The sequence below is a fragment of the Brachybacterium fresconis genome, assembly GCF_017876515.1.
Classification (GTDB): domain Bacteria; phylum Actinomycetota; class Actinomycetes; order Actinomycetales; family Dermabacteraceae; genus Brachybacterium; species Brachybacterium fresconis.
The window spans coordinates 2,488,316-2,508,619 of sequence record NZ_JAGIOC010000001.1; the positions used below are offsets into that span (position 1 = coordinate 2,488,316).

The 20,304-nt window shown below is 73.1% G+C and carries 24 protein-coding genes; 13 read left to right on the plus strand and 11 right to left on the minus strand.

Going from position 1 to position 20,304, the window contains the following annotated elements:
• The first annotated feature begins 13 nt into the window (after positions 1–13).
• Positions 14–778 (plus strand): CDP-alcohol phosphatidyltransferase family protein, encoded by a 765-nt coding sequence (locus tag JOF44_RS11165; RefSeq protein ID WP_209891053.1) that lies wholly within the window; start codon positions 14–16, stop codon positions 776–778.
• Here JOF44_RS11165 and JOF44_RS11170 read toward each other — a convergent pair.
• Both JOF44_RS11170 and JOF44_RS11175 read right to left on the minus strand, forming a co-directional pair.
• On the minus strand, positions 753–2,021 hold the full coding sequence (locus JOF44_RS11170; protein ID WP_209891056.1) for an acyl-CoA dehydrogenase family protein: 1,269 nt from the start codon (positions 2,019–2,021) through the stop codon (positions 753–755). The genes JOF44_RS11165 and JOF44_RS11170 overlap by 26 nt on opposite strands.
• The gene (locus JOF44_RS11175; protein WP_209891059.1) at positions 2,021–3,238 is read right to left on the minus strand and encodes an acetyl-CoA C-acetyltransferase; all 1,218 of its coding nucleotides are present in this window, start codon (positions 3,236–3,238) and stop codon (positions 2,021–2,023) included. Before JOF44_RS11175 ends, JOF44_RS11170 begins: the two co-directional genes overlap by 1 nt.
• A gap of 328 nt (positions 3,239–3,566) precedes the next feature.
• Between JOF44_RS11175 and JOF44_RS11180 the strand changes: the two genes are divergently transcribed.
• Positions 3,567–4,355 (plus strand): CoA transferase subunit A, encoded by a 789-nt coding sequence (locus tag JOF44_RS11180; RefSeq protein WP_209895945.1) that lies wholly within the window; start codon positions 3,567–3,569, stop codon positions 4,353–4,355.
• A complete protein-coding gene (locus tag JOF44_RS11185; protein ID WP_209891062.1) occupies positions 4,352–5,056 on the plus strand; it encodes a CoA transferase subunit B in 705 nt (234 codons plus the stop codon). Before JOF44_RS11180 ends, JOF44_RS11185 begins: the two co-directional genes overlap by 4 nt.
• A gap of 24 nt (positions 5,057–5,080) precedes the next feature.
• Here JOF44_RS11185 and JOF44_RS11190 read toward each other — a convergent pair whose 3' ends face one another.
• Genes JOF44_RS11190 through JOF44_RS11210 form a run of 5 tightly spaced genes read right to left on the minus strand, consistent with a single transcriptional unit; the run spans position 5,081 to position 9,402 of the window.
• On the minus strand, positions 5,081–5,911 hold the full coding sequence (locus tag JOF44_RS11190; RefSeq protein WP_209891065.1) for an ABC transporter permease: 831 nt from the start codon (positions 5,909–5,911) through the stop codon (positions 5,081–5,083).
• Positions 5,908–7,065: an ABC transporter substrate-binding protein gene (locus JOF44_RS11195; protein ID WP_209891067.1), complete on the minus strand. Its 1,158-nt coding sequence runs from the start codon at positions 7,063–7,065 to the stop codon at positions 5,908–5,910. Before JOF44_RS11195 ends, JOF44_RS11190 begins: the two co-directional genes overlap by 4 nt.
• Positions 7,062–7,772 carry an ABC transporter ATP-binding protein gene (locus JOF44_RS11200; protein ID WP_209891070.1) on the minus strand — a complete coding sequence of 237 codons (711 nt, stop codon included), beginning with the start codon at positions 7,770–7,772 and terminating at the stop codon, positions 7,062–7,064. The genes JOF44_RS11195 and JOF44_RS11200 overlap by 4 nt, the downstream gene beginning before the upstream one ends.
• Positions 7,769–8,848 carry an acyl-CoA/acyl-ACP dehydrogenase gene (locus JOF44_RS11205; RefSeq protein WP_209891073.1) on the minus strand — a complete coding sequence of 360 codons (1,080 nt, stop codon included), beginning with the start codon at positions 8,846–8,848 and terminating at the stop codon, positions 7,769–7,771. Before JOF44_RS11205 ends, JOF44_RS11200 begins: the two co-directional genes overlap by 4 nt.
• Positions 8,845–9,402, minus strand: a complete 558-nt coding sequence (locus JOF44_RS11210; RefSeq protein WP_209891076.1) for a DUF4242 domain-containing protein — start codon at positions 9,400–9,402, stop codon at positions 8,845–8,847. Before JOF44_RS11210 ends, JOF44_RS11205 begins: the two co-directional genes overlap by 4 nt.
• Before the next feature lie 132 nt (positions 9,403–9,534).
• Between JOF44_RS11210 and JOF44_RS11215 the strand changes: the two genes are divergently transcribed.
• Positions 9,535–10,053, plus strand: coding sequence for a GNAT family N-acetyltransferase (locus tag JOF44_RS11215; protein WP_209891079.1), 519 nt, complete (start codon positions 9,535–9,537; stop codon positions 10,051–10,053).
• Positions 10,054–10,087: 34 nt separating this feature from the next.
• Here the strand turns inward: JOF44_RS11215 and JOF44_RS11220 are convergent, their stop codons facing one another.
• On the minus strand, positions 10,088–10,657 hold the full coding sequence (locus tag JOF44_RS11220) for a GNAT family N-acetyltransferase (protein ID WP_209891082.1): 570 nt from the start codon (positions 10,655–10,657) through the stop codon (positions 10,088–10,090).
• Between the two features lie 286 nt (positions 10,658–10,943).
• Between JOF44_RS11220 and JOF44_RS11225 the strand changes: the two genes are divergently transcribed.
• From JOF44_RS11225 to pdxH, 5 genes are all read left to right on the plus strand, one after another.
• Positions 10,944–11,669, plus strand: coding sequence for a hypothetical protein (locus JOF44_RS11225; RefSeq protein ID WP_209891084.1), 726 nt, complete (start codon positions 10,944–10,946; stop codon positions 11,667–11,669).
• 118 nt (positions 11,670–11,787) lie between these two features.
• Complete coding sequence (locus JOF44_RS11230) at positions 11,788–12,081, plus strand: hypothetical protein (RefSeq protein ID WP_209891088.1); 294 nt, start codon at positions 11,788–11,790, stop codon at positions 12,079–12,081.
• Between the two features lie 56 nt (positions 12,082–12,137).
• Positions 12,138–12,647, plus strand: coding sequence for a hypothetical protein (locus tag JOF44_RS11235; protein ID WP_209891092.1), 510 nt, complete (start codon positions 12,138–12,140; stop codon positions 12,645–12,647).
• Positions 12,644–13,015 carry a transcriptional regulator gene (locus JOF44_RS11240; protein WP_209891094.1) on the plus strand — a complete coding sequence of 124 codons (372 nt, stop codon included), beginning with the start codon at positions 12,644–12,646 and terminating at the stop codon, positions 13,013–13,015. Before JOF44_RS11235 ends, JOF44_RS11240 begins: the two co-directional genes overlap by 4 nt.
• Positions 13,016–13,024: 9 nt before the next feature.
• On the plus strand, positions 13,025–13,723 hold the full coding sequence (pdxH, locus tag JOF44_RS11245; protein WP_209891097.1) for a pyridoxamine 5'-phosphate oxidase: 699 nt from the start codon (positions 13,025–13,027) through the stop codon (positions 13,721–13,723).
• Positions 13,724–13,729: 6 nt separating this feature from the next.
• On the opposite strand, the gene JOF44_RS11250 is transcribed toward pdxH, so the two are convergent.
• The gene (locus JOF44_RS11250) at positions 13,730–14,404 is read right to left on the minus strand and encodes an AAA family ATPase (protein ID WP_209895947.1); all 675 of its coding nucleotides are present in this window, start codon (positions 14,402–14,404) and stop codon (positions 13,730–13,732) included.
• Between the two features lie 211 nt (positions 14,405–14,615).
• On the opposite strand from JOF44_RS11250, the gene JOF44_RS11255 reads away from it, so the two are divergent.
• Together JOF44_RS11255 and JOF44_RS11260 are read left to right on the plus strand one after the other, a co-directional pair.
• On the plus strand, positions 14,616–15,341 hold the full coding sequence (locus JOF44_RS11255; protein WP_209891100.1) for a DsbA family protein: 726 nt from the start codon (positions 14,616–14,618) through the stop codon (positions 15,339–15,341).
• Positions 15,342–15,415: 74 nt separating this feature from the next.
• Positions 15,416–15,823: a hypothetical protein gene (locus tag JOF44_RS11260; protein WP_209891104.1), complete on the plus strand. Its 408-nt coding sequence runs from the start codon at positions 15,416–15,418 to the stop codon at positions 15,821–15,823.
• A gap of 17 nt (positions 15,824–15,840) precedes the next feature.
• Here the strand turns inward: JOF44_RS11260 and JOF44_RS11265 are convergent, their stop codons facing one another.
• Both JOF44_RS11265 and JOF44_RS11270 read right to left on the minus strand, forming a co-directional pair.
• Complete coding sequence (locus tag JOF44_RS11265) at positions 15,841–16,719, minus strand: glycoside hydrolase family 25 protein (RefSeq protein WP_209891107.1); 879 nt, start codon at positions 16,717–16,719, stop codon at positions 15,841–15,843.
• Between the two features lie 101 nt (positions 16,720–16,820).
• The gene (locus JOF44_RS11270) at positions 16,821–17,558 is read right to left on the minus strand and encodes a glutamine amidotransferase (RefSeq protein WP_209891110.1); all 738 of its coding nucleotides are present in this window, start codon (positions 17,556–17,558) and stop codon (positions 16,821–16,823) included.
• Between the two features lie 97 nt (positions 17,559–17,655).
• Between JOF44_RS11270 and JOF44_RS20985 the strand changes: the two genes are divergently transcribed.
• Both JOF44_RS20985 and JOF44_RS11280 read left to right on the plus strand, forming a co-directional pair.
• Complete coding sequence (locus tag JOF44_RS20985; RefSeq protein WP_209891113.1) at positions 17,656–19,221, plus strand: serine hydrolase domain-containing protein; 1,566 nt, start codon at positions 17,656–17,658, stop codon at positions 19,219–19,221.
• Between the two features lie 35 nt (positions 19,222–19,256).
• On the plus strand, positions 19,257–20,282 hold the full coding sequence (locus JOF44_RS11280; RefSeq protein WP_209891117.1) for an aminoglycoside phosphotransferase family protein: 1,026 nt from the start codon (positions 19,257–19,259) through the stop codon (positions 20,280–20,282).
• Positions 20,283–20,304: the final 22 nt, after the last annotated feature.

Consider the following 20,304-nt stretch of genomic DNA (forward strand, 5'->3'; position numbering starts at 1 on the left):
CTATCTTCAATCCATGACGACAGCACCATCGACGACTCGTCCCGTCCCGAGGCTCCGCCGGGTCGGGACGGTGCTCGCCCTGCTCGCGACCGGACAGCTCCTGGGCGGCGGCCTCGTCGTCGCCCTGGTCGGGCCGACGGTCGGGGTCGCGGCGCTCAGTCTCGTGCTCGGGATGTCGCCGACGATCGTGGCCGCCGCGACTCTGCGGCCCCGAACACCCGGGCCGGTGACCGGTGCGGATCTGCTGTCGATGCTCCGCCTACTCGCGGCGGGCGTGCTCGCAGCGATGACCGTCCTCGCTCTCACCGCGCAGATGCCCTCCCGCTCATGGTTCTTCGCGGTGCTGGCCGGGGCGGCCCTCGCCTCCGATGCCCTCGACGGCAGGGTCGCGCGACGTACCGGGACCGCAGGGCCCATCGGAGCGCGCATCGACATGGAGGCCGATGCCGCGCTGGTCCTCGTGCTGTCCGTCCTCGCGGCGACGACCGTCGGCCCCTGGGTGCTCGTGATCGGGGCGATGCGGTACATCTACGTCGCCGCGTCGTGGGGGCGCCCGGCGCTGCGCCGGCCCCTGGTCCACAGCGATCTGCGCCGCGGGATCGGGGCGCTGCAGGGCATCGCGCTGATGACCGCGGTGGTCCCCGCCCTCCCGGAGGAGATCGCTATGATCACCTGCGCGCTCGCCCTGGGGCTGCTGGTGTGGTCCTTCGGCCGCGACGTGATCCGTCAGGAGCGCGAGGAGCGCCCACCCCTCACGCGAAGGCGCTCACCCCCGTGATGGACCGGCCCACGATCAGCGACTGCATGGTGTCGGTGCCCTCGTAGGTGTGCAGGGCCTCGAGGTCGCTGCGGTGACGCACCACCCGGTTCTCCAGCAGGATCCCGGAGCCGCCGAGCATGTCCCGGGCGTCGGAGGCGATCTCGCGGGCGGCGCGGGTGTTGTGCACCTTTGCCAGCGACGCCTGCTCGGGGCGGATGGTGCCGACGGCCTCGAGCTCCGCGATCCGCATGCAGTACAGCTGCATGGAGGTCAGCGTCTGCGCCATGGTGGCCAGCCGCACCTGGACGTGCTGGGCCTTCGCCAGCGGACGCCCGAACTGGATGCGCTTCTGGGCGTGCTCGAGCGCCGCCTCGTAGCAGGCGATCGCGTGGCCGAGGGCGCCCCAGGCCACGCCGGCGCGGGTCGCGAAGAGGACCTTCGAGGTGTCCTTGAAGGAGCGGGCGCCGGGCAGGCGGGCATCGAGCGGGATCCGCACGTCGCTCAGCGTGATGTGGGCCTGATCGATGGCGCGCAGAGCGACCTTGCCGCGGATCACCTCGGCCTCGTAGCCGGGCAGCGACTGGTCGACGAGGAACCCGCTGACCTGGCCGTCCAGCTCCGGCTGGGACTCGTCCTCGACCCGCGCCCACACCACGGTGAGATCGCAGTCCGCCCCGTTGCCGATCCAGCGCTTCTCGCCGGTCAGCACCCAGGAGTCCCCGTCGCGCCGCGCCACCGTCTCCAGAGAGACGGAGTCGGAGCCGTGGTCGGGCTCGGTGAGGGCGAAGCCGGCGTGCTCGCGGCCGGTCACCAGCGACTCGGCCCAGCGCTGCTTCTGCTCCTGCGAGCCCAGCAGCATGATCGAGCGCAGGGCGAGCCCGCCCTGGACGCCGACCATGGTGCCCACGGACCCGTCGATCCGCGAGAGCTCCATGTTCACCAGGCCCGTCCCCAGCGGGGTGAGGGTGCGGTGGCCGGGCACGTCCAGCCCGTCGGTGAGCAGGTCGAGCTCGCCGAGGCGTCCGATCAGATCCTTCGGGTACTCCCCGCGCTCCCAGCAGTCGTTGATCCGTGGCAGCACCTCGTCGGCCAGGGAACGGGCGGCGACCCAGGCTGCGAGGTCCTCCCCCGCCACGTCCTGGAACAGGGCGAAGTGGTCGGCCGCCGCGGGCAGCAGCGCCGCGGGCGTCGCGGCGCAGGCGTCGGGTGCGGAGACGACGGCGCGCTCGGTCGCGACGGAGTCAGAGGTGGTGGTGGTCATCAGGACATCCTTTCGATGATGAGGGCCATGCCCTGGCCGCCGCCGACGCAGAGCGTGGCCAGGCCGAACCGGCCCTCGCGCTCCTGCAGGCCGTGCAGCAGGGTGGTGGTCATGCGGGCGCCGGTCTGGCCCCAGGGGTGGCCGAGCGCGATCGCGCCGCCGTGGACGTTGAGCGTGTCGTGGTCGATGCCGAGGTCCTCGGCCGCGGGGATCACCTGGGCGGCGAAGGCCTCGTTGAGCTCGACGAGGTCGATGTCGTCGATGCTCATGTCGGCGCTGGCCAGGGCGCGGCGGGTGGACTCGACCGGTCCCAGGCCCATGATCTCGGGGCTGAGGCCGGAGACGCCGGTGGCGACGATGCGGGCCAGCGGCGTGATGCCGAGCTCGGCGGCGTAGTCGGCCTCCATCACCACCAAGGCGGCGGCGCCGTCGTTCAGCGGGCAGCAGTTGCCGGCGGTGACGGTGCCCTCGGGCCGGAACACGGGCTCCAGGGTGCCGACGGACTCGGCGGTGACCCCGGCGCGCGGGGAGTCGTCGGCGCTGACCACGCTGCCGTCGGGCAGGGTGACGGGGGTGATGTCGCGGTCGAAGAAGCCCGAGGCGATGGCCGCCTCGGCGCGGTTCTGGGAGCGCACGGCGAAGGCGTCCTGCGCCTGGCGGCTGATGCCGCGCAGTTCGGCGACGTTCTCCGCGGTCTGGCCCATGGCGATGTAGGCGTCCGGCAGCTCGCCGTCCTCGCGCGGGTCGTGCCAGGGCGCGGGGATCTCGCGGGAGGCGCGCTGCTCGGTCCGCTCCCAGGCCTGCTGGAACAGCGGGTCGCGGGTGTCCTCGTCCACGAGCTTTCCGGAGCTCATCGAGATCGACTCGACGCCGGCCGAGACCACGGCGCGGGCCTCGCCGGAGCGGATCGCGTGGAAGGCGGCGCGGGTGGTCTGGACCGAGGAGGCGCAGAAGCGGGTGACGGTCGCGCCGGGCACGGTGTCCAGCCCCAGTCGCACGCCGACCGTGCGGGCGAGGTTGCCGCCCTGGTACCCCTCGGGGATGGCGCAGCCCAGCTGCAGGTCGTCGATCGTGGTGGGGTCGAGCTGCGGGACGGAGTCCAGGGCGGCGCGGATCATCTGGGCGGCGAGGTCGTCGGGGCGGACGTCCTTGAGCGATCCCTTGCGGGCGCGGCCGATGGGTGAGCGGTGGGCGGCGACGATGACGGCCTCAGGCACGGAGATCTCCTTCGATGACGGTATCCGTGGGCGGGGTCGCGGCGACGGCGGGGCCGAACGCGACGACCGACTTTACCGATACTAAGCGTCCTATGTACTTCGGGGGAAGTCCACGCACAGCGATCCTCCCCTGTGACCGACGCCACGCCGTACTCTGGGCGCTGAGACCCCCGGAGCTCCGCGGGCGGTGCCGGACGAGGACGAGGACGTCCTCGCGGTCACGCCGACGGGCGGGCAGCTCTCCCGGCGAGACCTCTCGCCCCACCACGACCACCACGACCACCACGACCACCACGACCACCACGATCGGATCCAGGAGGACCCCACGATGAGCATGGACAAGACGGTCGCCACCGCGGCCGAGGCCGTGGCCGACGTCCCCGACGGCGCCACCCTCGCCGTCGGCGGCTTCGGACTCTCCGGCAACCCCATCCAGCTGCTGGAAGCACTCCTGGAGCAGGGAGCCGGCTCCCTCTCCGTGGTCTCCAACAACTGCGGCGTCGACGACTGGGGGCTCGGCCTGCTGCTGGGCGCCCGGCGCATCGTCAAGATGACCTCGTCGTACGTCGGCGAGAACAAGGAGTTCGCCCGCCAGTACCTCGAGGGCGAGCTCGAGGTCGAGCTGGTCCCCCAGGGCACGCTGGCCGAGAAGCTGCGCGCGGGCGGCTCCGGCATCCCCGCCTTCTACACCCGCTCCGGGGCGGGCACGCAGATCGCCGAGGGCGGGCTGCCGATGATGTACGACGGCCAGGGCGGGATCGCGAAGTCCTCCCCGCCCAAGGACGTGCGGGTCTTCTCCCTCGGCGACAAGGACCCGCTGGAGTACGTGCTCGAGGAGTCGATCGTCACCGACTACGCCCTGGTCCATGCCCTGCGCGGCGACCGCCACGGCAACCTCGTGTTCAACAAGGCGACCCGGCAGTTCTCCCCGCCCGCCGCCATGGCCGGACGCATCTGCATCGCGCAGGTCGAGGAGCTCGTCGAACCCGGGGAGATCGACCCCGACGCCGTGCACCTGCCCGGGGTGTTCGTCCACCGCGTGGTGGAGGTCGGGACGAATATCGAGAAGCGGATCGAGAAGCGCACGGTGCGCGCCACGGAGGGAGCGGACTCATGAGCCAGGACGCACAGGACCCGCAGGCCCGGGAGGATCAGCAGGCGCCGCAGATCGGCTGGGATCGCGACCGGATGGCCGCGCGCGCCGCGCAGGATCTGCCCGACGGGGCCTACGTCAATCTCGGCATCGGCATGCCCACGCTGATCCCGAACCACATCCCGGCCGGTCGCAGCGTGGTGCTGCAGTCCGAGAACGGGATCCTCGGGGTGGGTCCCTACCCCGACGAGGAGCACGTCGATCCCGACCTCATCAACGCCGGCAAGGAGACGGTCACGGTGCTGCCGGGGGCGAGCTTCTTCGACTCCGCGACCAGCTTCGGGATCATCCGCGGCGGCAAGCTCGACGTCGCCGTGCTCGGCGGCATGCAGGTCTCCGCCCGGGGCGATCTCGCCAACTGGATGGTGCCCGGCAAGATGGTCAAGGGCATGGGCGGCGCGATGGACCTGGTCCACGGCGCGAAGCATGTGATCGTGCTGATGCAGCACACCTCCCGCGACGGGGCGCCGAAGATCCTGTCGGAGTGCACCCTGCCGCTGACCGGCAAGAACGTGGTGAACCGAATCATCACCGACCTCGCGGTGATCGACGTGGCCGGCACGCCGGAGCAGCCGCGCCTGGTGCTGGTCGAGACCGCGCCGGGCGTCAGCGCCGAGCAGGTGCGGGAGGCCACCGGCGTCGAGCTGGGCGAGCCGGAGGAGTGAGCCGGGCGGCCCCGCGCGCCGATCTCAGCGCGCGGGGCGTCGCGGGCTCAGCAGCAGCCGGGCCAGGGCGTCGATCGCGGCGCCGAGCGCTCCGATCACCAGGATCACCACCAGCATCTCGTCGTAGGCCAGGCGGTCGCGGGCGTTGAGGATCTCGTAGCCCAGGCCGCTGGTGACCCCGAGCATCTCGGCGGGCACCAGCACCACCCAGGCGATCCCGAGGGCCAGGCGCACCGATTGCAGCACCGCCGGTCGCACGGAGGGGATCACGACGGTGCGCAGGATCTCCCCGCGGCGGGCCCCCAGCGTGTGCGCGACGGCGACGAAGCGCTGATCGATCGCGGCGACCGCGGCGGCGGTCCCCAGCAGGATCGGCCAGATCGCGGCCGCGGCCACCAGGAACACCACCGGCGCGGATCCGACGCCGAGCAGCGCCACGGCCACCGGTGCCCAGGACAGCGGCGAGATCATCCGCACGAACTGCACCACCCCCGCGCTCGCCCAGCGGGTGGGCCGGTGCAGTCCGATCAGCGCGCCGAGCGGGATGCCGAGGGCGGCTGCGGCCAGGAGCCCCAGCAGGAGCCGGCCGGTGCTGGTCAGCAGGTCCTGGAGCAGGACCCCGGTGGACAGCAGGGAGGCCAGCGCCTCCGGGACCCTCCACGGGGACAGGGCGGCGAGCATCGGGCTGCCGGTGCCGCCGATAGCGGTCGCGGCCCACCAGGCGATCAGGGCGGCGGCCGCACCGACCAGTCCCCAGGCCCAGGGCGCGGCGGATCGCGCGTCCGCGGGGCGCTCGGCATCCGCCGCTCCGCCTGCCGCGTCGGCACCGGTCAGGTCCGTGGGAGCGATGCTCATGGGTCGATCTCCTCGGGGATCTCGAGACCGGTCAAGGACGCGGGGTCCAGGCGGCGCGCGGCGTCGCGCAGCGCCGCGTCGTCGACGACCAGGCCATGGGCGTCCTCGGCGTCGAGCCGCTCGAGCGCCCCGAGCGGGGCGTCCAGCAGCGTCGTGCGCATCTCCTCGACCAGCCGGGTGGTGAAACCGGGTCGCAGCACGGGGGTGAAGTCGATGGTCTCTCCGTGCCAGGCAGGGTGCTCGACGTGGGCATGGCCGGCATCGGGTCGGTTCAGCGCGGCGGCGATCGCCGGCAGCGGCTGGGGCAGGTACCGGCCGGAGAGCTCGGCGGCGACGGCCTCGCGGTCCTCCCGGCAGTCGCGCTGGGCGCGCACGAGGGCGTCGGCGACGGCCTGGATCTGCTCCGGGGGCCGCTGCAGCAGGCCCCCGGTCGCGACGGTCACGCAGCACGGATGGGAGCGCCACACGTCGCCCAGGAACCGTCCGATGACGCCGACGTCCTTGCCCTCCGCCATCGCGTTGAAGGGGTCCGCGACGGTGTAGCCGCCGATGGAGCCGGCATCGAGGGCGGGGATCATGTCCGAGGGCGCCATCGGCACCAGGGTCACCTCGCCGCGATCGCGCGAGGGGGTGCGGCGCACCACCGGCGTGAGCCCCTCGGCGCGCAGCATCTGCTGGACGATGACGTTGTGGATCGAGAACCAGGCGGGGATCCCGATCGTGCGGCCGGCCAGCGCGGCGACCTCGGGCACCTCGCGGCCGAGGGTGAGCGCGGAGCCGTCCACGTGGTTCGCCCCGAGCACGCGGATGTCCGCCCCGAGGTCCAGCCGCATCTGGAGCGCCATCGGGAACAGCAGGTGGACCACGTCGACGCTGCCGCCCAGCAGGGTCTCCCCCATCGACGCCCAGGAGCGCAGGCGCACGGGCTCGGCGACTTCGATCCCCTCCTCGGCGAAGTAGCCGCGGGCGTGGGCGATCAGCAGCGGGGCGGCATCGGTGATCGGCAGGTAGGCGATCCGCAGCGGGCTGGCCGGGTCCACCTCGGCGGCCTCGCCGCGCCGGGCGCCGAGCCCCAGACCGGCCCCGGCGGCGCCGGACAGCAGCAGCGTGCCGCCGGCGCCGAGCAGGGACCGACGGCTCGGTCCCGCTCTCACGCCGTCGCCCCGAGGGCGTCGGCGCGGTAGTGCGCCAGGATCTGCTCCCGCGTGGTGCCGTCCTCGCCCGGCCGCCACTGGGCGGTGATGCCGCGCGGCCCGTCGAGGTAGACGATGCGGTCGGCGACCACGAGCGCCTCGTCGACGTCGTGCGTGACCAGCACCGCGGAGGTCCGCACCGCGGTGAGCACCTCGCGCAGCCAGACCTGCAGGTCGGCGCGGATCGCGGGGTCGAGGGCGGAGAACGGCTCGTCGAGCAGGATCACCGGAGGGTCCACGGCGAGCGCGCGACCGAGGGCGACGCGCTGGGCCTGCCCTCCGGAGAGCTCGGCGGGCAGGGCGCGGGCGAGCTCCGCGATGCCGAGCGAGTCCAGCAGCTCGGCGACCTGCCCGGTCCCGGCGCGCCCCGTGTTCGCGGCGTAGCGGCCGCCGAGTCCGACGTTCCCGGCGACGGTCAGCCACGGGAACAGGTCCGGGGACTGCGGCACCAGGGCGGGCCGGCGGGCGTCGGCCCCGCGGTCGACGCGGCCGGCCTGCGGCTCCTCGAGGCCCGCGAGCAGACGCACCAGGGTCGACTTGCCGGCCCCGGAGGCGCCGAGCACGCAGAGGGTCTCCTGCTCGGCGACCTCGAGGTCCAGATCGCGCAGCACGGGTCCCGGCGCCCCCGGGTGCCATCGCGTCACACCCCGGAGGGCGAGGCGGGTCATGTCCCGCTCCGGGAGTTCTCGCCCGCCCCGGCGAGGAGGTGGCGCAGGTGGATCTCGGTCGGGGACTGCACCGGCAGGAATGCCGCCTCCCGGGCGCGCCGAGAGGTGTCCGAGCCCAGCGCGTAGCCGCGCCCGCCGACCGTCTTCTGCTCCAGCCGGGTGGCACGACCGACCAGCAGGGCGGTCTCCAGGCGCACCCGGACCAGCTCATGCGGGGTGACCTCGGCGGCATCCTCCACGGCGCGGGCCAGGTCCCGACGCAGCACCTCCCAGTCCTCCTGCCCAGCACCGAACTCCTCGGCCAGGACTCGTCGGCCGACGGGATCCGCGGCGGCCCCCGCGGCATCGAGCGCCGCCCCCGCGAGGCCCAGGCACATCCCGCTCTGGAGCAGCAGGAACGCGGCGCGGGCGGCGTCGCGGAAGGCGGGCACGTCGTGGCTGAGCACGTCGTGGGCGGGCACCGCGACCTGCTCCAGGCGGAGCACGCCGGAGGCGGTGGCATCGAGCGCCGCGAGCCCAACCAGGTCCTTCACGGCGACCCCGGCCGCGTCCCGGGCGATGCGCACGATCGCGCGGCGGCCGTCCTCGAAGCGCACGGGCAGCACGATCCAGGCGCCGGGGCGCAGGTTCGAGCACCAGGGCAGGACGCCGCTCACCACGAGGGCACCGCCGGCCGAGTCCGTGGCCACCAGGGGGATCTCGCCGAGCCCGGCCTCCTCCTTGTAGGCGGGGGCCATGCCGGAGGCGAGGGCGGTGGTGCCCGCCTCGGCGCCTGCGGGGGCCTCCGCCCCGGTGACGCGGTGGTACTCGAGGGCGGAGCGGTGACCCCACAGCGAGAACGCCGTCGCGGTGCACCGTCGGGCGAGGGCGTGGATCAGCTCGACCTGGAGCGGCAACGGCGCGGAGAGCAGGCCGAGCCCGCCGAGCTCCCGCAGCGTGCCCCAGGGATCGCCGCCCTCGCGGTCCACGGCGCGGGCGCGCTCCTGAGCCGCCTCCAGGACGGGCACCGCCTCCGCGGGGAGCTCCGCGAGGCCCAGGTGCGTGCGCTCGTCGACCGCGACCGCCTCGGCCGTCACGAACTCTTCGCCGCGAGGTCGATCGCGCCGAGGGCCCAGATGCGGTCGATCGGGGTCTCGACGGCTTCGCGAGCGCGGACCACGGCGTCCTCGTCGGGCGCGTCGTAGAAGCACAGGCACTTGGCGGTGTCCTCGCGCACGTAGGTGCGCAGGAAGGACGTCTCGGGGACCTGCGCATACTTGGGAGCGTTGGCCTTCTTGCGCGCCAGGTACTTCTCCATGGTGATCTCGGCGGGGATGTCCCACTCCACGAGGTACCCGGCGCCGCGGCGCAGCGCCTTGATGTCCTCGAGCTCCGCGCCCACCAGGCGCACCTCGTCGGGCCCGTCGACCGTGGTGGCCGCGTCGCCGAGAGCAGCCGCGATCGACCGGGCGGCCTGCGCGGATCCCGCCTCCACGATGGTGAACAGCCGGGAATGATCGGCGGCGACCTGGGATTCGATGAGCTCCGCGGAGGTGGCCTCGCCGGCCGGAGCGAGCAGGGCGTCGAGTACGGCCTGGCTGCCCTCACGGGTGGCGGAGGCGGGTTCGATCTCGAGCAGGAACAGGGCCATGTCTCACCTTTCATCGGGTGCTCCGGGGTCTCCCATCCGAAGCGGTACTTATGGCGAGCATAAGGGAGTCCGGTCGTCCTGTGCACCCTCTGGTTCCTCGGGCACCGCACGGCGTCGGGCAGAATCGTGACCATGCACACCGCAGCTCCGCCCACCTTCACGGTCGGCATCCCGCGTGCTTCCGAGGCCGAGGCCCTCGCCCGGGTCCATGTGCGCGGCTGGGAGGTGGCCTACGGGCACCTGCTGGCGGGCGAGCAGTGGTTCGGGCTGGAGGCGATCCGGCGGCGCACGACGCAGTGGACCCGCTGGCTCACGCCGAGCACGGGCGGCAACGACGACGGGACGTACCGCGTCGGCCGCGACGCGGAAGGCTCGGTGATCGGGCTGGCCGCGTCCTGGCCGCCGCGCGATCCGCCGCCGGCGCCGCCGCGCGAGCTGTCGGTGCTCTACATCGACGAGGCCTGGTTCGGCACCGGCCTCGGCCGCGTCCTGGCCGAGGCGATCCTCGAGGGCGGGCCCGCGAGCGTATGGGTCGCCGAGGAGAACCCGCGGGCCCGCCGCTTCTACGAGAAGCTCGGCTTCGCCCTCGACGGCGCCGCCCGGGTCGAGGAGCAGCTCGGGAATCTGCGGGATGTGCACATGGTGCGGTAGCCCTGGTCGGGATCCCGGCCGGGTGTGCCGGAGCTCAGAGAATCTTGGAGGCGACCAGCAGCTCCCCGGGGCCGTTCTCGGTGGTCTGCGTGCGCATGGTGACGAACCCCAGCCTCTCGAGGACCCGGCGCGAGGGTGCGTTCCAGGCCCAGACCGTGGCGTGCAGCTGCTCGACACCGGCCTCCTGCGCCCACTGCACGACGGCGCGAGCCGCCTCGGTCGCGTACCCCTGCCCCTGGGTGCGGCGCAGCAGCTCGAACGCGATCTCGGGACCGGGGTGCTCCGGGTCCAGCGCATGCGCCCCGGGGCCGCCCTCGATCAGCCCGCAGTAGCCGATCACGTCCCTCTCGGCGCGGCGTTCGAGGGCGGGCAGACCGAGACCGGGCCCACCGGCGTGCGCCGTCCTCCGGATCCGGTCCTCCAGGTCGGCGACCGAGGGACGACCGTCGGCGTCGATCCGACGGTGCGCGGGGACGCGGGGATCGCGCTCGGTCCACAGCTCGCGGTGGATCGCGGCCTCCTCGACGCGCCAGGGCCGCAGCAGCAGGCGTACGGTCTCCAACAGAGTGCCGTCGTCGTCCGTGGTGCCCTGCCGGGAGATCATCACTCCTCCTGGTGCCTGTGGTGGTGTGCCTGTGGTGGTCGGAGACTCGGCCGACGGGCCGATCGTGCCGGGGCCTGGAGAGTACCGGCGCCGCACCCCTCGACGTCACCCGTCGTCGTGGACGCCCTGGTCACCCGGGGATGGGGACTTCTCCCCGTGCCCCTCTCCCCATCGCCGAAAGGCCCCGGCGTCGCTACGGTCGACGGACGACAGAGGTTCCGTCGGGGGGATTCGACGGGGACCGACAGCCGGCATCCGCCGGCCCGACCACCACCAGGGGGACACCATGACTCGCTCGATCATCACGCGCCGTGCCGCCGTCGGCGGCTTCGCCCTTCTCGCGCTCTCCGGCTGCGGCTTCCTGCCGGGCGAGAAGAAGGACGACAAGACCCAGGATGGGGACGACACGACGGAGGACGACCGCACGGACGACGGAGACGACGACACCTCCGACGGCGGCGGCGAGAACGGCGAGGACGACACCGATACCGCCGAGGAGACGGAGGATGACGAGACGGAGGACGAGGACGACGCCGATCAGGCCGGCACTGCGGCAGGGGCCCCGGGCGCCGAGGTCCCGATCGGCGAGTCGTTCACGGACCCCGACATCGGGGACGAGTTCACGCTGCTCTCCGCCCGGCGCGACAACCCCACCAAGATCGACGCCGGATACGTCGAAGACGGTGGTGAGGTCGTCTACCTGCAGTGCGAGTTCACCCCCACCGGCGAATGGGGCGGCGCGCTGTCCACCCAGGAGTTCTACATCGTGGTCGACGGGGTCGAGGACCGCGCCAAGAGCGGCCTGAACAGCGAGATCTCCGATGCGGGCCTCACGCCGATGGACGTTCCGGCACGCGCCGACGGCGCGTCCGGTCCGCTGTGGATGGGGTTCACCGCCGAACGTCGGCAGGAGACCTATCGGGCCGCCTACATCCGCCCCGCGACCGACGTCATCGGCGAGGACCGGACGCTGCCGGAGTTCCGCTACGACTTCGAGATCCCGGCCGCCTGAGCGCATCACCGCTCCGTCCGGGGTCGCGGCCGTCCACCCCGAGGATCCGCCCGCGGGATGACGGGGACGCCCTCCCCGTCGGACGCGCCGCACCCCGGGCCGGAGCGATCGTGGAGGCATGAAAAACGCGACCATCGCCACCAGCCGCACCCGAGCCACCACCGAGAACCTCATCGACTACCGCCCGCTCTCCGCCGCCTGGGGCGACGTCGAGGCGCTGCACGCCGTGCGCGCCGCCCGGACCGAAGCCGCCGCGAACGGCCACGACGCGAGCACCGTCGAGATCGCGGCGGTGTCCGAGACGTCTCGACCCGCCCGCGACCACTCCCGTCGCGAGCGGACCTCATCCCGCCGAGAGCGGGGTGCGCACCGGCGTCCGGCCCGCGGGCTCCGCCGCCTCGTCCTCGCCTGACCAGCACTTCTCGGGATCGCTTTCCACAGCGGCAACCCCTCTGTACACTTTCCATCATGGAAAACGTTCCGTCGTCCACCGCCTTTCCCGGTCCGGACGAGCGCCGCACGCCGAGCCCCCGCGAGGCCCGCTCCGCGTTGAGCGATCTCGACTCGGACAGTGCGCGACTGGCCGGCCGGGTCGTCACGCCGTGGTGGTACCACCCTCTCCTCGCGGTGTTCGTCGCGACGTTCATCGGTTCTCCGGCGATGCCGGGCGGCGCACCACCGGCCATCGTGGCGCTGACGATCATCGGGGTCCTGCTGCTCGTGGAGGCCTACGCCCGCCGGACAGGGATCTCCCTCACCCTGCCGACCGGGCCCCGCAGCCGCCGTCTGCAGGGGGTGCTGATCAGCCTCCTTCCTCTGGGTCTGGCGGCCGATGCGGCCATCAAGCTCGCGGGCCTCTCCGCGGTCTGGAACCTCCTGCCCGCCGTCGTGGCCGGTATCGCGGTCCTCGTGCTGGGTCGCCGCTACGACGACGCCCTCCGCTCCGAGCTGGCTCGATGGGACTCTCCCCGCCCATGAGCTCCCCCGCCCCCGCCTTCCACGAGGTCATCCACGCCCCGGTGCGGCTGCGGATCTGCGGCCTGCTGCGCCAGGTGGACGAGGTCGAGTTCTCCGTGATCCGGGACGCGCTCCTGCTGAAGGACGCCCACCTCTCCAAGAACCTCTCGGTGCTGGCGGAGGCGGGTCTGGTCGCCGTGCGCAAGAGCACCTCCCCCGGGCGCTCCGACGCCCGCCGCCTGACCTGGGTCACGCTCACGACGGGCGGTCGGGCCGCCGTCGAGGCGCACCTGGCGGCGCTGCGCGCCATCGCCGAGGGCGAGCCCGAGAGCCTCGGACACGGGCCGGAGACCACTTCGGGAAGCACTCACCGTGCGCGGTCGTCCTAGGATCACGGCATGACCGATCGCCGCTTGCCGGAACGCTCCGCCTCGGACCACCTCGCCGACGAACGCCTCGACTACCTGTCCAGGGCCCTTGCCGATGACGCGCCGGAGGACCCCCTGGCCCTGTTCGACGTCTGGATGGACGAGGCCTTCGCCCGACGCACGCAGCACGGCGACCTCACGGACCCGACGGCCGTGGTGCTCTCCACCGTGGCGCGGGACGCCGACGGGCTCCCGCGCCCCCGCTCCCGCACCGTGCTGCTGAAGGGCCACGACGCGGCGGGGTTCGTCGTGTACACCAACCTCACCTCCCCCAAGGCGAGGGAGCTGGAGACGACCCCGCAGGCGGCGATGCTGCTGCCCTGGTACCCGATGCAGCGCCAGGTGCGGATCGAGGGTCGGGTCGAGCATCTCCCCGCCGCGGAGTCCGACGCCTACTGGGCCACCCGTCCCCGCGGTTCACAGCTGGGGGCCCGGGCCTCCCATCAGTCGGAGCCGGTCGCCTCCCGCACCGCCCTCGACGCGCAGTACGCGGAGATCGCAGCCCGCTTCGAGGGCGACGACATCCCGCGCCCCTCGTTCTGGGGCGGCCTGCGCCTGGTCCCGGACCGGATCGAGTTCTGGCAGGGCCGCGAGAACCGCTTCCACGACCGGATCGCCTACGAGATCACGGCCGACGGCACCTGGCAGCGGCACCGCCTGCAGCCCTGAACGGCATCAATCGATATGGCGCAGGAACCGCTGCGGCGACTCGAGGAAGCTGCGCCACGTGCGCACCAGATCCAGCTCGTCGTAGGCGGTGAGGCGCAGCCCCTCGTCGCCGACCTCGTACAGGTCGGCGTCCGGCATCGCCGCGAGGATCGGGGAGTGGGTGGACAGGATGATCTGCGCGCCGGATCCGACCAGGTCCCGCAGCAGTCCGAGCAGGGCGAGGCAGCCGCTGAGCGACAGCGCCGACTCGGGTTCGTCCAGGAGCCACAGCCCTCCGATGCGCGAGCGCTCGGAGACGATCTCGAGGAAGGACTCGCCGTGGCTGCGCTCGTGCATCACCCCGCCGACGCCGATCTCCTCGTAGTAGGTGAACAGCGAATGCATGGTCTCCGCGCGCAGGAAGAAGCCCTTCTTGGAGGCTCCCGCCCCGCGCACGAGCTGGAGATGCTCGGCCAGCGGCGATTCGGTGACGCGCGTGGTGTGCATGGCGCCGGTCCCGCCGCCTTCGGCGTTCAGCCCGTACGCCCCAGCGATCGCCTCCACGATCGTGGACTTCCCGGCACCGTTGTCCCCGGTCAGCACCGTGATCGGACCGAGCTCCAGCCCGTCGAGGAGCAGCTGGCGCACCGGGGGCAGGGTCGCGGGCCAGGCCGTGAGGTCGGCGGGGGCGAGCGCATGCATGTGCACGGCGCGCAGCGGGAGCAGGCGCACGCTCACGCCCCGCCGGCCGCGGTGGACGGACCCGGATCCACGTCGAGAGATGCGTGCGCAGCAGCGGCCGTCCGCTCGGGGCCGGCGGTCCAGCAGGGCGTGCGATCGTCTCCGTTCCTCACGGGACCAGTGTGGTCCATGAGGGTCGATCCCGCCTCCGCCGCGCGGTTAGGGTTCTCCCATGAACCGCTCCCGCACCCCGCTGATCATCGGGATCATCGCCGGCATCGCCTGCCTGGGGCTGGTGTTGCTCATCGTGCTCGCGCTCGTCATCGGCGGGGTCCTGTTCGCCTCCGAGGACGGCGGCAACGACGGCAACGACGGCCGGACACCGAGTCCCGCGGCGTCGGGTGAGCTGGTCGCTCCGCCGGGCGTCGCCGAGGATGAGCCGTATCTTGAGGTCAGCAGCGCGGCCGACGGGCCCGTGGTGGACGTGTACGTCGACTTCCTCTGCCCGCACTGCGCCGCCTTCCACGAGACGCACGGTGAGGACCTCGCCCAGCTGGCGCGCGACGGCGAGATCACCCTGCGCATGCACCCGCGTCCCATGCTCGATGCGAACTCGACGCCGGCCGGCTACTCCGGGCGTGCGGCCAACGCCGCCGTCTGCGCCTACGCCGAGGACCCGGAGCAGTGGTTCCAGGCCGAAGCCGCGCTGTTCGAGAACCAGCCCGGCTCCGAAGGGCTCACCGACGACGAGCTGGCCGAGGTGATCAGCGAGGCGACCGGATCGGACGTCTCCTCGTGCATCGCCGAGGGCACCTACCTGCCCTGGATCCAGGACGTCGTCGAGCCCGAGGCGCTGGAGTCCACCCAGGGCACCCCGGCCGTGCTCATCGACGGCGAGCAGTTCGCCGGGGACCTCGAGGAACCGGGGGCCCTCGAGGAGGCCATCGCCGCCGGGTGACGCGCTGGCGGCATCGGGGCGAACTCTCGGCGATCGCCGACCGGCACGTCCGATGGCCGCTCTATGTTGACGGTATGCGCACCGAGAGCACGCACTCGCCCGTCGGCCTCACCCGCTACGCCGGGTGGGAGCTGGACGTACGACGCGCCGTGCCCGTCGGCACCCCGGAGCTGTGGCGGCGGCTGCTGGACGACTGGCTGCCGCAGTGGTTGGAGGTGGATTCGGTCCCGCAGATGGTGGGCGCCCCGCTGCGGATCTCGGACCGGGTGCGCGGGCGCGTGGTCGGCTGCCACGTGGGCCGGCGAGTGCGGCTGGACTGGACACCGCCGGACCTCGACCACGAGACGATGTTCGAGGTCACGCTGCTCGAGGACACCGGCGCCACCGTGATCCTGCTCCACCAGGAGCGCCTGCTGGATGCCGCCGAGCGTCAGCGGCTGCTCGATCACTGGACCGTGGTCCTCTCGGAGCTGCGGATCTAGCCGGGCTGTTCGCGCTTCTACTGCTCCTCCTCATGGGCGATCGCGCCCTCGCCCTCCGAGATCGCCGCGCCGTCGCGCAGCTGCTCGATCCGGGCCACGTCGATGTCGACGCCGCCCTCGATCCCCGAGACCTTTCCGTCGAAGCGCAGCTGCCACACCGCCCAGTCGGCCTGCGGCGGGCGTCCACCGGCAGAGAACAGCCAGTCGGGCCGAGGGTCGGTCACCGGCAGGCCGTAGTGACTGCGCCATTCGCTCGAGGAGTAGATGAGCAGGCGGCGGCCCCAGGCCTCCTCGACCTTCGCGGTGAAGGCGTCGATCTCTGCCTGCGCGTCGACTCCGCCGGGGCGCTTCTCGCAGGCGCCGTCGAACTCGAGGTCGAGCGCGGGCGGGAGCGCGGAATCGTCCGGGGGTGCGGCGGCGAGGAAGTCCTCGGCCTGCTCCTCCCCCGAGGAGCACAGCGTGAAGTAGTGGTAGGCGCCGGGGGTGATGCCGGCGGCGCGGGCCCCGTCCCAGTTCGCGGAGAAGGCCGAGTCGGTGTAGTCAGCGCCCTCGGTGGCCTTGATGTACGCGAAGGCATACCCGTCGGAGGCGACCTTCTCCCAGTCGATCTCGCCCTGATGGGCGGAGACGTCCACGCCCATCACCTCGTCCGCCCCGAGCGCGATGCCGCCGGGGAGATTCTCCGCGGCGCGCGCTCCCGCCCCGGTGGTGGCGACCTCCATGGCGGCGTCGTCGGCCTCGAAGGGCGTGCGTTCGGCGGCGGCGTCGGATCCCCCGCCGCGGACGGCACCGATCACGAGCGCAGTGCAGCCGCCGAGGACCACGACCAGGATCACGGCCAGGGCACCGGCGACGATCTGTCGGCGCCGGACCTGCTCGGGAGTGAATCGGGGCACACGCGGGAGGCTACCGGAGGGGCGGCGGCGGGGGTGGGAGGTCACGGCGCGTCGGACGTGCGGGGACAGCGCGTTCCCAGGGGTGTGCGAGGACGTCGATCTCAGCGCGCGAACAGCTCGGCGAAGGCGCGCAGCAGCCGCGGCGGTTCGTCGGCGGTGCGACTGCGCAGGGCGAGGAAGATGTCCTCCATCTCGTCGGGCGAGAAGTACCCGTGGTCGCGGTAGACGCGGGCCCGCTCGATGATCGAGGGGATGTCGAGCTCGGGGTGGAACTGGGTGGCGTACTGCCGGGTGCCGACGCGGAACATCTGCACCGGCGCGGTGGCGCCGGTGGCGAGCGCGGTCGCGTGCTCGGGCAGGGTGCGGACGGCCTCCTTGTGGCCGACGAGGCCGGTGAAGGTGTCGCTGAGCTGTGCCGTCGCGACCAGCGGGTCGTCGCGACCGGCGGCGGTGAGCGAGACCTCGATGGCGCCCAACGGCTCCCCGTGCGTGCGGTCGATGACGGCGCCCTGGTGGGTGCCGAGGGTGCCGATGCCGTAGCAGGCACCGAGGAAGGGGATGTCCTCGGCGATGATGCGGTCCAGGAGGCGGAAGACCTCGGCCTCGGCCCGCTTCTCCGCCGCGGACTTGGACTCGGCGGGGTCCGAGACCGTGAACGGACTGCCGCACAGGATGATCCCGGAGATGTCCTCGGCGTGCAGGTCGGGGAAGGGATCCCGGTCCAGCCGCGTCCAGATCAGCTCGTCCTCGCCCAGGCCGGAGAAGGAGAGCACGGAGGCACGTTCGGTGAGGGCGACGTCGTCCTCAGGGCGGGTGGCGATCTGCACGAACGGTTTCACGCGAGAATGGTAGCGGGCCGCGTCGGGTCGGGCTCGCCGCCGACCCCGTCGTGCCCGCCTGCTCGGGCCCGCCTGCCCGTCGTCGAAGGAGACGCCCATGACCACCGCCCCCGCACCTCCCGCGATTCCCCGCGAGGCGGTCCTCGATGTCGCTTCCTGGTTGCCGCAGTGGCTCGAGACCGCACGTCACCTGCGGCAGCAGTCCGGGCTGCAGGCCGCGATCTGGCACGACGGGGAGCTGGTGGCGGAGGACGCCGTCGGGGAGGCCGATCTGGACGCGGGGATCGCACTGCGCCCGACGCACCGGCTGCGGATCGCCTCGCACTCGAAGATGGTCACGGCGATGACGCTCATGCGGCTGCGGGAGCAAGGGCGGCTGCGGCTGGACGACACGCTCGGCGACCACCTCGGCGAGCTCGCCGGCGCCCCCGTCGCGGACCGCACCCTGCGTGACCTGCTCTCCCATTCCGCAGGTCTGACCCGCGACTCGGACGACGCGCGCTGGTGGCGGCTCGGGGCCCCGTTCCCGGATCGTGCGCAGCTGCTCGAGATCGCCCGCACGGGCGCCGTGAAGGCCGCGGCCGGAGTGCACCTGCAGTACTCGAACATCGGCTACGGGCTGCTGGGCCTGGTCATCGAGGCGGTCACGGGTTCGTCCTTCGCCGAGGTGGTCGACGAGCTGGTGCTGGCACCCGTCGGGGTCGACGGGATCGGCGCCGACCTGCCGGTCGGGGCGGCGGGCCCGGACGCGGCCGACGGATTCGCCGCCGGGCACACATCGCTGCTGCACGGTCCCCGGCGACCGGTCGAGCAGGTGCCGACGCGGGCACTGGCCGCCGCGACCGGGTTCTGGGCGAACGCCGGAGCCATCGCCACCTTCTCGGGGCGGACCCTGACCGCGGGCGACGTGCTGTCCGCGGCATCGGTGCGGGAGATGCGCCGGCGGGTGTGGACGCTGCAGGACGGACGCCACTACGGGCTGGGGCTGCAGGAGGGGCGCCTGCACGGCTTCACGGTCGTGGGGCATTCCGGGGGATTCCCCACGGGGCTCTCGCGCACCTGGGCGGCGCCGGTCGAACGCCTGGTCGTCAGCGTGATCGGCACGGCGGTCGACGCCCCGAGCTCGGAGCTGGCCGCGGGGATCCTGGGGCTGCTGGCGCTGGCGGCGGGTCGCCCCGCTCCGCAGGCCGAGACCTGGGAGCAGCCCGGCGCCCAGGGCGGCGGCTCCGACGGCCGCCCACGCCCGGCGGTGCTGAGCCAGCAGCCGTCCGTGGAGGTGGCCGGGACGGCGTCGGCACTGTCCGCGACCGAGGTCGCCGGGATCGTGGCCGGCACCTACGACGGACTGTGGGGGCGGACCCGGCTGGCGGTGCTCGGCGGGCGGCTGTTCGCGCTCGACGAGGCGGCGGCCGACCCGGCCGCAAGCGCCCTCGAGCTCGCGGTGGGCGACGTGCGCGCCGACCCGATCATGCCCGGAGCGGAGGCTGTAGAGCTCGCCACCTGGGGTGATCCGGGGTACGACACCTGGGCCGAGCCGTTGCTGGCGCGATTCGGGACACCCGACGAGGGCGGGACGTTGCGCTGCACGGCGTTGGTGCGAACCGGTCAGGTGGAGACGCCCAGCGCGGACTTCACGATGCCACGGCGGGTGATGGCGCCGTGAGCGGTGGGGGCGCAGAGGGACCGAACGCCACGACGATGCGTGTCGCGGGGTTCCCGCTGCCGTCGTTGCTGGCTGCGGCCAGGGATCCCGGTGTCGTCGCCTGGCGGGCAGGGCTTCCGGAGATTGTCGAGGGTCTCCTCGCCGAGTGGCCGCTGACGGTCGAGGAGCCCTTCTCCCCCGGCGGATCGGCCGCCTGGGTCGCGCCGGTGCGCGATGGTGATGGCCGGGAGCTGGTGCTCAAGGTCGCCTGGGCCCACGAGGAGTCGCGGGACGAGGCGCTCGGGATGGCGGCATGGCAGGGGCGCGGGGCGGCCGAGGTGCTGCACAGCGAGCTGCGGGGGCAGACGTCGGTGCTGCTCATGGAACGAGTGCGACCGGGGACGCCGCTCGCCGAGCTGCTGACCTGGCCGGAGCGGGACGCGGTGGTGGCCGGTCTGCTGCGGCGGATGTGGATGCCGCCGCACGAGCTGCTCCCGGCATCCGAGGCTGCGGCCTTCCGTCCGCTGTCGCATATGTGCGCCTGGTGGGCCGACGAAGCGCAGGCGCGGGACGACAGAGCGCGAGCGCGGGACGGTGAGGCCCGGGCGCGGGATAGCGAGGCCCGGGCGCGGCTCGGGGAGGCGTCGGCGGTGGTCGGGTCTCCTGCGGACCTCGCCGAGAGCGTGAGCAGCCCCCTGCTCCCGGCCGAGGTGGTCGACCACGGCCTGGAGCTGCTGCGCTCCCTGCCCCGGGAGTGGGACGGGGAGGCGGTGCTGCTGGCGACCGATTTCCACCCGTCCAATGTGCTGGCGAGCGGCTCGGGCGAGGCGCAGGACTGGGTGGTGATCGATCCGAAGCCGTATGTCGGCGATCCGCACTACGACCTGTTGCAGCACATGCTCAACGACCCCGGTCGCCTGGTGGCCCAGCCCAGCGCGTTCGCTGACCGGTTGGCGGGGCTGACCAGGCTGGACCCTGAGCGTGCCCGACGCTGGCTGTTCGCGCGGTGCGTGCAGGAAGCAGGGGTCATGGACGGTGCGGCGGAGGCGGCGCTGCGGCTGGAGGCAGACGGCGTGGCGTGACGGATCGAGGCGGCCGTATCGC